General features: G+C 66.5%; 7 protein-coding genes. 3 read left to right on the plus strand and 4 right to left on the minus strand.

Going from position 1 to position 13,088, the window contains the following annotated elements; genetic code table 11:
* Positions 1–220: 220 nt before the first annotated feature.
* Complete coding sequence (locus tag ACYOEI_RS23950) at positions 221–4,603, plus strand: WD40 domain-containing protein (protein ID WP_462852155.1); 4,383 nt, start codon at positions 221–223, stop codon at positions 4,601–4,603.
* A gap of 110 nt (positions 4,604–4,713) precedes the next feature.
* Here the strand turns inward: ACYOEI_RS23950 and ACYOEI_RS23955 are convergent, their stop codons facing one another.
* Positions 4,714–7,638: a sigma-70 family RNA polymerase sigma factor gene (locus ACYOEI_RS23955; RefSeq protein ID WP_462852156.1), complete on the minus strand. Its 2,925-nt coding sequence runs from the start codon at positions 7,636–7,638 to the stop codon at positions 4,714–4,716.
* A gap of 224 nt (positions 7,639–7,862) precedes the next feature.
* Between ACYOEI_RS23955 and ACYOEI_RS23960 the strand changes: the two genes are divergently transcribed.
* Both ACYOEI_RS23960 and ACYOEI_RS23965 read left to right on the plus strand, forming a co-directional pair.
* On the plus strand, positions 7,863–8,453 hold the full coding sequence (locus ACYOEI_RS23960; protein WP_462852157.1) for an RNA polymerase sigma factor: 591 nt from the start codon (positions 7,863–7,865) through the stop codon (positions 8,451–8,453).
* A gap of 10 nt (positions 8,454–8,463) precedes the next feature.
* Positions 8,464–10,047: a hypothetical protein gene (locus ACYOEI_RS23965; protein WP_462852158.1), complete on the plus strand. Its 1,584-nt coding sequence runs from the start codon at positions 8,464–8,466 to the stop codon at positions 10,045–10,047.
* Between the two features lie 501 nt (positions 10,048–10,548).
* On the opposite strand, the gene ACYOEI_RS23970 is transcribed toward ACYOEI_RS23965, so the two are convergent.
* The 3 genes from ACYOEI_RS23970 to ACYOEI_RS23980 all read right to left on the minus strand — a co-directional run bounded on the left by ACYOEI_RS23970 (position 10,549) and on the right by ACYOEI_RS23980 (position 13,043).
* On the minus strand, positions 10,549–12,090 hold the full coding sequence (locus tag ACYOEI_RS23970; RefSeq protein ID WP_462852159.1) for a serine hydrolase domain-containing protein: 1,542 nt from the start codon (positions 12,088–12,090) through the stop codon (positions 10,549–10,551).
* A 285-nt stretch (positions 12,091–12,375) separates the two neighbouring features.
* A complete protein-coding gene (locus tag ACYOEI_RS23975; RefSeq protein ID WP_462852160.1) occupies positions 12,376–12,750 on the minus strand; it encodes an ammonium transporter in 375 nt (124 codons plus the stop codon).
* Positions 12,747–13,043, minus strand: a complete 297-nt coding sequence (locus ACYOEI_RS23980; protein ID WP_462852161.1) for an autorepressor SdpR family transcription factor — start codon at positions 13,041–13,043, stop codon at positions 12,747–12,749. Before ACYOEI_RS23980 ends, ACYOEI_RS23975 begins: the two co-directional genes overlap by 4 nt.
* Between the last annotated feature and the right edge of the window lie 45 nt (positions 13,044–13,088).

Below are 13,088 nucleotides of genomic sequence, written 5' to 3' on the forward strand. Positions count from 1 at the left end.
CTATTCCCGTCATCCTCGCAGGGCTCCCACCCGAAAACGTGAGTGTCTGTCCCGAAGCCTGTTTTTTTCTTAAAAAACGGGTTTCTAACGCCCTGGGTGATGACGACCCCTCCCGGGATGTCGTCGTCGAATCCCACAGAAACCCGTTTTTTAAGAAAAAAACAGGCTTCGAGAGAGGCTCTGAGTAGTCGTCCGAGAGCCGACAAACGGAGGCGAGAGCGTGAACAGGGCCATGACCGCGGCGCGTGTTGCACTTGCCTGCGTTTTGATCTCGGGGGTAAGCCGTCCTGGGGTCGCCGCGGAGCCGACCGCCCGGAAGCCGGAGGTCTGGGCGGTGATCATCGCGATCGACGCCTACAACGACTCTGCCATCCCCGACGGTCATGGCGCGATTCGAGACGGCGCGGGGCTGGTCCGTTGGTTCACGGAGACCGCGCACTGGGGTCGGTCTCACGTCCTCATGATGAATGAGAACGGAGTCTCGCGGCCGGGGGCTCCCGAGGACCCGATCAGCGACCTGACCCCGACCCGGAGCAACCTGAACTGGGCCCTCACCCGATGGCTCGGCCACCGAGTCCGGCCGGGCGACCTGGTGGTCGTCTCATACTCCGGCCAGGCGGCCGTCGCCGGCGACCGTGCGGTGCTCCTGCCGATCGACGCCAAGGCCGATGACTTGACGCACACCGGCTGGTCGCCCGAGGAAGCGATCGACGACCTGGCCCGGAAGCGTTGCGCGGTGACGCTCTGGCTCGACACGTCCCCGTCCGGACGGGAGCGGGCCGTGGCCCCGGGCGAGGTCGACCCGGGCGTGGGGGCCCGCTTCCTGAACCGGCTCACGCGATGGCCCGGCGTCTCGGCCTGGCTCGCCGCCGACGGCCGGCCCGCCGCCGATGGGAAGACCCACAGCCCGTTCGCCGCCGCGTTGCTCGACGGGCTCGGGACGCGGCCCAACAACGTCCTGGCGTGCCTCGACCGGATGCAGCAGGACCCCGACCTCCGGGCGCAAGGGTTCCGGGTCCGCGGCGGCATCTCCCCCGACCTCACGCTCTGGCCGGTCGACCTCCTGCCGGAGCACCAGTTCCGCCCCGGGCTCCTGCTACAACAAGGGCACGCCGACGCGGTGACCGCCGTCGCCTCGTCGGCCGACGGCGAGCTCCTCGTCACCGCGTCGCTCGACTCCACCGTCCGCATCTGGCGGCTCCGCGATCGGGAGTCGGTCCTGCTCAAAGTCCTCCCTTATCACATGGTCGGCGTGACCGCCCTGGCCCTGAGCCCCGACGGCCGGTTCGTCGCCAGCGGCGACGGCACGGGGCAGTTGCGCGTCTGGGACATGGTCGCCCAGGCGGAGAAGCCGAAGGAAGGTCCTTCGCCGCACGCAGTGCGGATCTCGCAAGTGGCCTTCGGGCAGGGTAAGGACGGCCCCCGGCTCATCTCGCTCGACCAGGACGGTCGGGGCGTCGTCTGGGATCCCACGGGCCAGGTCCTTCGCGGTAAGCCACTCTCGCACGCGGAAGTGATCCGGGTCTCGGGGACCGGCCGAGAGGCGGGCGCGACGTTCGCCCTCACCGAGGCCGACGGGACGATCCACCGACTCGACGGCGACGGCAACCCCGCAGGGCCTCGCCTGAAGGGGACGGGGGGCCGCCCGACATCCCTCGGCTTCTCTCCCGACGGGCGTCGCCTGGCGGTCGGAGATGAGGACGGCCGGGTCCTCGTCTGCGAGGTCGAGACCGGGGCGAACGTCTCCCGCCTCGAGCTTGGCGAGAAGGTCGGGGCCCTCCGCTTCGACCCCTCGGGGGCCCTGGCTGCGGCCTCGGGGGCGAAGGTCCACATCTCGAACCCCGGACAGGACGGCCCCGGTCTCGTGCTCTCGTCGGGCGACAACGAGATCGACTCGGCCACGTTCTCCCCCGACGGCCGATGGCTGGCGGCCCTCTCGACCGGCGGCGGGCAACTCCTTTGGGATCTCGACGACCGCGCCCACCCCGAGCTCCGCACCTTGCCCGTCGAGGGGAGGTCGGCTGGATTCACGTGCCAGGCCTTCTCGCGCGACGGCCGCAGGCTCGTCGCGGGCGAAGGCGACGGGGGCGTGCGGAGCTGGGAGCTCGCCGCCCGCCGCGAGGACCCGCGGATCTCCCCCCACCGCGGGAAGGTGGAACGCCTCGCAGTCTCCCCCGACGGCCGGTATCTCCTCCAGATCACCCACGACCACCATGCCTTGCTCTGGGACCTCAAGGTCGGCCGAGGGGCCAAACCCCTCCCCGGCGGCTGGACCTCGGGGACCTTCGTCGCCGACGGCTCTCGGCTCGTGTTGACGCGCGACGCGAAGAACGGCGGCGACGTCGTGATGGTCGACCGCGCCGGCGGCAACGTGCGGCCGATCTTCGACCGGCCCGTTTCTCAGGACGGTAAGCGCTTGTCCCTTGTCGGATTCGACCGCGTGGTTGTCTCCCGGGACGGCCGGAACGTCGCCGCGACCACCGTCCGAGGCCAGGACGAGATCGCCTGCGTCTGGGACGTCGGCGGAGGAAAGCCCCGCGTCTTCCGGGGACACACGCGGATGCTCACCAGCCTGGGCTTCTCGGCGGACGGCCGGTTCCTGCTGACCGCGAGCGAGGACGGGATGGCAAAGGTCTGGGACCTCGCGCCCGAAGGCCCCGGCCCGGACCGGCCGGTCGCCGAGTTGGCCGACGCGAAGACGACCCCGATCACGGCGGCCCAGTTCAGCCCGAGCGACCCCCACCGGGTCCTCGCGAGCCACTTGACGGGGACCCATGCCAGCCAGGTGGTCCTGTGGGAGTGGGAGGCCGGCAAGCCGGCCCGCCCCCGGTCCCTGGGCGACATCCAGGGGAGGGCCCACGCGGTCGTGTTCAGCGACGATGGCCGTTGGCTCGGGGTCTCCGGCCAGGAACGTTCGTTGAACGCCTGGACCCTCGCCGACGGCCAGGCCCCGGCGCGAGTACGGTTCCAGCCCGGCCAGCAGCACACCGAACAGGTCAACGCCCTCGTCGCGTGGCCAGGCGCGACGATGTTCGCCAGCGGCGGCGACGACACGACCATCCGGCTCTGGGGTCTCGACCCGAAGACACGCCAGGGAAACCTGCTCGGCACGCTCGTGGCGGCCCCCGCCATACGCGTCGACGAGCCCGCCCTGGAGCACGTCTCGCAGGCGTCCGTGGGCGCCGACTGGATTGCGTTCACTCCCGAAGGGGTCTACGACAGCTCGTTCCAGGGCGATCGCCTGGTGAGCTTCGTGCTCGACCGCGAGGTCCGGCCCCTCGAGCAATACGCCTCGCGATACTACCGGTTCCAACTGACCGAGGACCTGCGCCAGGGGAAGAGCCCCGTCCCCCTCACCTCGACGGTCCCGCCGAACCTCATCCTCGACGTGCCGCCGATCCCCGAGGACGCGGGCCGGGACGTCGAGCTGAAGGTCGCGACGTCCGACCCCTCGCTCCCTCGAGACGGGCTCCGGCTGTTCCAGAACGGCGTGCCGGTCCGAGAGGGGGACGACTTCGTCCCCGAAGGGGCCAACCTGGGGCAATACTCCGTCCGGGTCCGCCTCCGCCGAGGGTCGAACCGGTTCTACGCGATGGCGAGCCGTCACAACGACGTCGACGCCCGTTCGCCGGATGTCGAGCTCTCGTACGATAAGGGCGTCGCCCCGGCTCGGGTCCACGTCCTGGCACTGGGGATCCAATCTTACCAGCGGAACTCGCTCCGATACCCGGACGGCGACGCCCGAGGCATCGCCGACCACATCCATCGCCATGGCGTGGGCGACTCGGAAGACCTCGGCGAGAAGATCGTCCTGACCGACACCCAGGTGAACGAGCGGAGCGTCGAGAACGCCTTCAACGACCTCCGGCGCGTGGTCAGGGATCGCCCCGAGGACACCGTCGTCGTCTTCCTGGCCGGCCACACCGACATCCTCAAGGCCCCGAACGGCCGCGAGCGGTTTACGCTCCTCCTCTCGCGGTTCCCGTTCCCCGAGACCGCCCCCTTGCTCGCCATGAACCGAGGTATCGGCATGGCAGACTCCGCCGGCCCGGGGTTGCCGACGGGCGTGGACCTTCCCTTCTACGTCATCTATCGCAACCTGAGCCGGCTCGGGGCGCTCCAACGATTGATCATCATCGACGCGTGCCAGGCCGAAGCGGTCCGCGACGACCCCGGCGTCCGTCAGATCCAGCAACTGATGGCGAACGAGCAGGAGTCGCGCCGGACGAAGACCTCGTACCTTTTGGCCGCCCGCCGCGGTGAGCTCGCCACCGAGTCGGAGACCCTGGGCCACGGGCTTTTGACCTACGTATTGCTCCGAGGCATGCAAGCCCCCGGCCTGAAGCCGCTGCCGGCCCCGCTCCCCAAGCTCGAAGGGGCCTCGAACGCCGACATCGACGGCGACGGCGTCGTCTCCACCCAGGAGCTCCGAGACTACGCCGACCGCCTCCTGCACACCCTCGCCGCCGAGCTCCCCACCCTCGCATCCCGAGGTGGAAATGTTCGAGGGACCCCCTCGGCCGTTCCTGAAGGAGTCCAGGTCCAGGCGTCCGACTCGACCTTCGGACTCGTCACCTTGCCGAAGGTTGGTCTGAATGAATGATGGGTTTTAATGGGCGATGAGTTGATCGATCGTCTGGTTGAAATGGGTAGCACCGGTCGCGCCGGTGCTTCCCTCCCGGTGATGCCATATCCGGGGTTGTTCCCAGCCCGTCACTGGGACTGGGCCAGGGGTAGCATCGAGACGTCGCCAAGATCGACTTGGGCTCCGGCTTGGATGGTCGCCCCCCTAACAGTCCTCCCGAGGATCACATCGTCGTAGGGTTCGATGAAGTCGACGACGTCCAAGCTATAGCGAAGGCCTTCGATTAGCCGATCGACGACGAAATGCCCTTCGGCGTCGGTGGGCACGATCGACCCAACGTGGCCAGCGTAAGGCTCGTCGTCAGTCGTTCCCACCGCACGCAGGCGGGCCCCCGGTTTCGGCTTGCCATCGACGATCAGTCTCCCTGTGGCCGAGCCCCAGGGCCTGAGGCGGACTCGGACCGCACCCCGTTCATCGCCTCGGGCCACGAGGATGGCGGCGAGTTTCTCCGGTTCGTGCTCGATCACGAGGGATCGAGGTCGGAGGGGGTTCAGTCCCATTGCGTGAAATAAAGACGTCTTCAAGGGTCGTCCCCAGCCGTCTCGGGCCTCCCGATCCTCGACCCTGGCCCCAGTCAGGGGATTGCCGTCGCGCCCGAGGATCTCCAGAGTAAGCGTCTTCCCAACCTCGAGGGGAATGACGAGGTGCAGGGGAGGTGCATCAACCGCCGGGTTGATCGGGACTATTTTGTGGAACTGGGATTGGGGGATCGGTTGAGGAGTGCCCCCGAGCGAGACGATCAGGGTTTTGTCGTCGCCGAACGACTGGGCCTTGCCGTCGGGCTTGTCGTTGAAGAATGGTCTCGGGTCGACCGGAACGTGCATGAAGCGATCCGTGAGCGAGCGGATATCCCCCGCGGCGCGGACGCAGATCGCCGCCGGCCCTGGCCAGGCGACCCCCAGGTAAGACCCGTCAGGCTGGGGATAGGCGGGGGTGAACAGGCCGAAGCTCGACTCCGGGCGGACGTTCGGGTTGGGAAACAGGGGCTCGTAATAGACCACCGCCCCGGGGAGCGATTTCCCCGTCTCGCCGTCGACCACACGCAGGTGCAACGGGATTCCACGCCTCAAAACGAGGTCGGCCTGGAGCGGACCAAGGCCCGGCGTATCTTCGAACCGGAACTGGGTGTTGAAGTAGGGGAGCCCTCGTTCCGCCGGCCTGACGTACAGCTTGTACTCCTTCGACTTCGCGGAACCGGGCAACTCGTATCGGCCGGATGCATCAGTCGTCGCCACGGCGTGGGGTCCGGAACTTCGAACCTCGACCCCGGCCAGGGGCTTGCCGGTCTCTCGGTCGGTCACGACCCCGACCAGCGTCCGCCCGGGGAGGACCATATGGTCGAAAGTCGCTCCATAGGTCGTCGTCGGAGCCGGGGCCAGGCGGCCCTTCCCGACGAGGGTCGGGCCGTTGCGCGTCATGACATGGAAGGTATCGTTCTGGATCCGAGGCCCACCGACCCAGAGCCAGACGATCCGATCGCGACCGATGCCGACTAACCGGAACCGTCCCTGGGCGTCGGTCGTCACGGCCTCGGGCTGCCCGGGGATCACACCTCGGCGGAACTCCAGCTTCGGCAGTTTTTCGTCGCCTCTCTTCTCTCGGCCGCCGGGGAGATAGAGCGAGAGGTCTCCACCGGGGGGGACGGAAGTCCGTTCGACCCGAATCGTCGCGCCGGCGACGGGCCGGCCTTCGAGGTCGAGGATCCGGCCGAGGATCGGGACGTCGTCCACCACCAGCGTCAAATCCTTCGCCTCGTCAGACCGCTCGAACTCGGAGACGTCGGCCCACGCAGGCCCAAACCCCTCCGCCACGGCGACAATCTGGGCGGCTCGGGAGGAGTCCCGAGAAACCGTGGCCTCGAGCTCGGTCCGGGGAATCGTGAACCGGAATTCCCCGCCGACACCGGTCGTGGAACGCACGCTCGGTGCTGGAAGTGTGGTGCGGGTGCTGTCATAGACGAGGTAGATCCTGGCCTTGGCCAAGGGCTTTCCACTCGGGTCGAGCACGCGCCCGGCGCAGGTCACGGCCTCTGCCGGGTCGGCCGGTGCCGGTTTCGTGGAGGAGACGTTTTGGGCGACCGTTGGTGCCGCCGACTTCGCGGCCGGGCCCTGACCATTCCCTGTGGGAGTCGTTCCGGCCGTCGCGAGGCCTAGGCCGAGGGAGAGTGCGAGTGACACCGTACCGCCAAGGACCAGGACGATCGTCGAGGCGACCCGGAGGCGGGATAAGGCCATGACCTTCAAGGTCCGCCGGGCGAGCAGGACCGTCGTGGATGGGACGGTGGCACCGAACACTCGCCAACTCGACGCGGCCCGGATGGTCGCCGACGTCCACGACTCGGGCAGGACGGCCGAAGCGTCCTTCGCCAGGATGCTGGTGGCCAGGAGGCTCGAGGGGGCGAGCCCTCGACGGGTCAGTCGGGACTTCAGGAGTCCCCGGGCTTCGACCAGCCGGCGCCGGACTGTTGCCTCGCCGCAGCGGAGCTCCGAGGCGACTTGGAGGTGTGTCAGCCCTTCGAGGTCGGAGAGGACCACCGGCAGGCGGAACCGCTCGGGCAGTCGGGCGATCTCCTCATGCAGGACTCGTCGGACGTCTTCGGCGAGCTCCGCCTGAGAGGACTCCGAGTGCGTGGCTTTCGCTTCCTCGGCACGACGCCGGGATGCGTCGGCGTTGGCCTGGTGAGAGACCCGAGAGGCGACGCGGTGGAGCCACCCCCCGATCGAGTCTCCAATCCACAGCGATCCCCCTTTGCGGACGAGGATCAGGAAGGTCGCCTGGAAGGCATCCTCGGCATCGAGCGGGTCGCGGAGCACCCCCCTGCAGACCGACAGGACCATCGGCCCGTGTCGCGCCACCAAGACGCCGAAGGCCGTCTCGTCACCTCGCTCGACGAACCGCCCGAGCAGTTGGGCGTCGGTCATCGACGCGACGCCCCCGCCCGTGAACAGCCGTTGCAACTCCCTCAGCGCGGTTCCCAGCGTGGCGCTTGCCATGTCATCGGCCCCCGGCCTCAAATGTCTCACCATGAAGAATAAGGGGTGGCCGGGGACCCTCCGATCAAGAATTCGAGCGCCCTGAAGAAAATCGCCCCGGATCGAGGGCGTTGCACCGGATCACGCGGATGGCCCGCGCCGCGACTACGGCGAGGCGAAGGATTCGAGCGCCTCGCGGCAATAGACTGGCGGAGGAAACGACCAATCCACCGGGGCTTCCGGACATGGACAACGAACACCGCCTGGTGCGGGCGATGGCCCGGCGCGACCGGGCCGCGTGGGCGACGATGTACGATCGCCATGTCGGCGAGAGTTTCGGCCTGATCTATCACCTGGTCGGCGGGGACCGGGGGACCGCCGAGGAGATCCACCAGGAGGTCTGGCTGCTCGCCATCGAACGCTTCGACCGCTTCGATCACCGCCGCGGCCGGTTTCGCGACTGGCTCCTCGGCATTGCCCGGCATCGGGCCTTGCGCCACCATCGCCGGCTCGCGACGCGAGAAGGCTTCGTCGACGGCCCCTCCGACGCTCTCCCGCCCCTCGATTGGCTCGAAGGCGTCGAGCGGGTCGACATGGTGCGGGCCGCGCTCCTCTGCCTCCACGAAGATCGGCGGGGGGCGTTGCGGCTCAAGTATGTCGAGGGGCTGTCCGTCTCGGAGATCGCCGACCGGACCGGGAAGTCGGCCAAGGCGGTCGAGTCGCTCCTCACTCGGGCCCGGGAACAGCTCCGGGCGTTGCTGCGGCCTTACGTCTCCAACACCAACACGAGCGAGGGCGAGTCCCATGAACCCAGCGATGTCCGGACCGTCCGATGAGGATCGACAGATGAGCGATTGGCTCCGCGAAGCCGGCGACCCTCGCGCCGAACCCCTCCCCGATCATGTCGAGGCGCTCCGCTCTCGCATCCTCGAGCAGCTCGGCCCCCTTCGAGAAGCCAGGCCCAGGACGCTCCGCTGGCTCCTCGGGACCGGCGTGGCCGCCCTGGTGGTCGTGGGCCTGATCGTCGCCATGAGTCGCCCCAAGGTCGCATGGGCCCAGGTCGCGCAGGCGATGCAGGGGAAACCCTGGATCCATGGCCGAAGCCTCGGGCCGGATGACAAGGTCTACGGCGAGACCTGGTTCAGCCCGAAGGCGGGGATCGTCGCCTTTCGGCACGGACAGACCCTCGAGTACCACGACCACACGCTGCGGATCTACATGAAATATGCCCCCGCCGAGGGGATCCTCTACCGCCTCCCCGAGTCGTCCGATCGCCAGGCCATGAGCTTGAATTTCTACGAGCAACTTCTCGACGCCAAGGGGCCATCCAAATCCCCATTCCCGGGAATGGATGTGGTCAGCCAGTCTCGCCGTGAGGTCGAAGAGGGGGGGAAGCCCTGGCTCGATATAGCGCTCACCCTCCGCATCGTCGGCAACCCCGCGAAGGGGCCCCAGCGGATGACGATCCGCGTCGACCCGAGGTCCAAGCTCCCCAAGTCGTGGACGACGGACAACGACGGGATGTCGCACGTGACCCAGTTCGACTACCCGGACTCGGGCCCCGCGGACATCTATCAGCTCGGCGCGCCTCGCGACGCCAAGGTCATCGACCGCATCCCCGGCGACGACCTCGACCGAATCCTGGCGGGGCTCAAGGCCGGCCGCAACCGATTCGACGACTACCGGGCGATCATGCTCTTCGGCGTCGAGGGGCGGATCGGGGACGCGAACCGTGTCTGGCGCAAAGGCCGGAAGTGGCGGATCGACCAACTCTTCGCCCGGTCGTTGGAATGGCCTTCCGAGGCTCTAACCGACCCTTCCTGGTGGGCGACCCATCAGGACGACTATGCCTCTGTCGCATCCGCGATCTGCGACGGCGAGAAGATCCGATACTATCGCCTGGCGGAAGGCAACCTGAATCCGGGCTTCAAGGAGTTGCCTCCGGTATCCTTGGCGATGACCCAGGCGATCAACCCGTCGGACGACCCGCTGATGCCCTGGGCCCACATGATGCCCGAGCAGATCGGCCATCCTTCGGTCTGGCAGCCGAGCGACGACCGCGAATTCGTGCTCGAGCCCAAGCCCGACGACGGCCCGCCCGGCACGATCCGGGTTCGCGTACGCAACACCCACGCTACTGATCCGAAATTTCCCGACCTCTACCGCCTCTGGGTCGCACCCAACGAGGGCTATCTCTCGATGAAGACGGAGACCGCCGTCTTCTCGGGGGCCAACTCTTCCAAGGTCGAATACATCGACACGACCACGTTGGAAGACCTGAAACGCTCTCCGGCTGGCTACTGGTATCCGGGCCGGGTGCGCCGCAAGACGTCGAACTCCTCGGGCGTGCAGGTGACGAGGTTCTTCCTCGACTTCGACGTGAAGATCCCCGAGACCCTGTTCCAGCCCCTCGACCCGAAGGATCAGTAAAGACGTGCATTCCGGATCTGAACGGAAATAAACATGTCGTCGATCAAGAGGCAACCGCCCCGAGCATCTGACTCCAGGTGCTCGGGGCAGCATTCATGAGCTCCACGACATCCACACTTTGCCACAAAATGCCGTTGAGTGTTCAATTCTCCGTCCCACGGACCCCGTGGGAATGCCGTCTTCGACGCTCCGCGTCGGTGTTTCGGGCCGCGGACGACCCTTGTGCCGTACAGAAGTGGCACGATCCGGATCAAGCCTCCCTTGCCGATGAGGGATCGAATCGGGAATTTTGCCGAGGGCTCGTTCGCTCGCTCCGACGGGTTTCAGGCGGCCTTCCGTCGTCGAAAAAGAGGACGCAGGGCGTCCGAAGACGGCATTCCCGCGGGGACGAGTGATGGATCTCTCGCGTCTTATGGGTAAAAGATGACAGTGGTCTTGGAAACGAGGGATTGGATCTCGACGACTTATGGGGCAAGGATTGCATCCCGTGTGGGCCAACACTCACTTCCTGGGCGGTTCGCCCTCAACCGGCTTGTCCCTCGGCAACTCGAATGACATCCCGGATTGGTGCAGCACCAGGGCCAGCACTTTGCCCCCGCCGTCTTTCTTGAACGAGACGGCGATGGAGCTGGCGAGTGCAAACGACCAACGCCCTTCCTTGTCGGGCTCCTTCAGCTCGAAAACCAGTTGACTGGGGATATCCAGGGCGAGCTTTCCACAGCGGAATAGCACCTGGAACGGGGTGTTCTTGAATGGCCCGAAGTTCGCGGTATAGGTGCCGATCAGGGGTTTCAACTCATCGGGCACTTCGCCGGTACCCTCGCGCTTGAGCAGCGCGTCCTGGATCGTCGTCTCCAACCGGACCGTGCTGACCCCGCCCCGCGATTGAGTAAAGTAGCAGACGATCAGGTCCTCCGCGGGAAAGGCCCAGGCCCCTGTACCATCCGAACCGCCATGACCGAAGCCCCTCACTTCCGACCGGGTGGGGCTTTCGCCCGGCGCGTAGAGCATGGACATCTGGCCGTATTGCGGCTTCAGACCGAAAAACCCGCACGGGTAAGGTCCGTCGCTTCCGAGTGCTTTCATCGGCGACACGGGAGTCAGGATCCGGGCGATCGCCTCGTTCGAGAGCAGTCGTTTCCCACCGGCCATGCCGCCGTCCATCCAGAGCGTGAGGAAGCGGGCATAATCGGCGGGGGTGGAGTAGAGCGACTGCGAGCCCCACGCGAAGGGGTAGAACGGTGCCCCGTCCGGCTTCCAGTACCGCGTAAACTTCCCCGGGGCGCCGAAATACAGGCTGGCAACTCGCGGCTTGCGCGGGTCGTCGGCCTTCGAGAGATAGAACGTATCGGCCATCCCCATCGGCTGGAGGATCCGCTCCGCGACGAAGCGGTCGATCGTCATTCCACTGATCCGTTCGACGACGGCCGCCGCGGCGTCGCTGCCGGCGTCCGAGTACCAGAACTTCTCGCCCGGCTTGAATTGTGGCCCCTTCTCCCCGACGGCTTTCGCCTGGGCTTGCAGGTCGGGGTATTGGTCCATTTTGACCGTCATGATCGTCAGGGGTAAACCACTCCGATGTTGCAGGAGTTGCTCGATCGTGATGGCCTTCGACTTGTCGTTGTCGAAGCCAGGCAGGTATTTCGCCACCGGGTCGTCCAGGCGCAGCTTTCCCTCGTCGGCCAGCATCTGCACGGCGACGCCCGTCAGGGTTTTGGTCATCGAGCGGATGTTGAAAATCGTGTTGCGCTCCATCGGTCGTTTGGCTTCGCGATCGCGTGCTCCAAAGACCTCGTGCAAGATCGTCTTGCGGTTCTTGACGATCAGGAGCTCGCCTCCGACGATCGTGCCGTTCATCACGTAGGCTTCCACCTCATCGGCCAATCGTCGTACGGCCTCGGCCGAGACGCCCTGGCTTTCGGGCGTGGCGACCGGGAAGGCTGCCCTCTCCTCGGCCCCGGTCGATAGGCACACCGGGCCTAACCACACGACTGCGATCCAGATCGCAGTCCGCTGGCATAAACTCAATCGATGGTTAGTCATGGAACTCTCCTTGGGTAACTCTTGGCGATTGGATCAGGGGCCTTCTGCGTTTGGGGATGGGCCGCGTTCCGGCCGGTGCGTGCCGAATCGTTCTCGCAGGGCTGGGCCCTGGAGTCCTCTCGCGGGAATGATCCGGAATATCCCCGGTGAGCGTCGGCCTCGTCGTCCGAGACTTCGCCTGGCCCACTGTGCTGTGCCGTCGATGCACCACGACGCGTCTTCGTCGATCCTCGTCGATCGACGACTGCCCGGCCACGCGGTTGGCGGGCCTCGGAGAAAGCTGAATCAGGCGGCTTTCGCCTTATGATCCAGCCACACGCAATAACCGAGAGTCACCACGATGCCCGCAACGACCGCGCCTGTCCCGACCGCCGCAGCCACCGGGATCGGCGCGAAGGCAAACAGTCCGGCAAACACGAGCCCGCTCAACACCGCGGTCCAGCCTGCCACCCGCCTGGCTCGGAATGCGTAGGGGTGCGGTATCACGGCTTTGGGGAGCTGGTTGCCGTTGGAGGCGATCATCAACCCGTTCATGCCGATGACCATCCGTGTGACCGTATCGCCCTCGATATATCCGAGCTTGCGTGCGATGGTCGCGCCGATCGCCACGGCGAAGATACCGCCGCACCAGGCGAGACCGGCCTTCAGTTCCTTGTTCATCGAGACGTCTCCTTCTTGGGTTCCGTTGCCTTCGCGCCCAGGCCGAACGAATGGACGAAGCCCAGCAAAGCTTCTTCGAGCACCGAGAGTTTCAGGTGATAGATGATCGACTTGCCGGACTTCTCGGTGTGCACCAGGTCGGCCTCCTTCAGCACCGCGAAGTGCGCCGACATCGTCGGCTTGGAGACGTCGAACTGGTCGCTGAGATCGCCCGCGCTCATCGGCCCCTTGCGCAGGAGCAGCAGCACACGACGACGTGTCGGATCGGAAAGGGCTTTGAAAACGTGGCTCATGATTCGATAATAAGCTAAACGTCGAATCGTGTCAAGGAGCGGGAC

This window comes from Singulisphaera rosea, assembly GCF_054877945.1.

Coding starts and splice junctions, on each gene's coding strand:
- ACYOEI_RS23975 (WP_462852160.1), bottom strand. CDS start 12,750: ATGAACAAGGAACTGAAGGCCGGTCTCGCCTGGTGCGGCGGTATCTTC.
- ACYOEI_RS23970 (WP_462852159.1), bottom strand. CDS start 12,090: ATGACTAACCATCGATTGAGTTTATGCCAGCGGACTGCGATCTGGATC.
- ACYOEI_RS23980 (WP_462852161.1), bottom strand. CDS start 13,043: ATGAGCCACGTTTTCAAAGCCCTTTCCGATCCGACACGTCGTCGTGTG.
- ACYOEI_RS23965 (WP_462852158.1), top strand. CDS start 8,464: ATGAGCGATTGGCTCCGCGAAGCCGGCGACCCTCGCGCCGAACCCCTC.
- ACYOEI_RS23960 (WP_462852157.1), top strand. CDS start 7,863: ATGGACAACGAACACCGCCTGGTGCGGGCGATGGCCCGGCGCGACCGG.
- ACYOEI_RS23955 (WP_462852156.1), bottom strand. CDS start 7,638: ATGGCAAGCGCCACGCTGGGAACCGCGCTGAGGGAGTTGCAACGGCTG.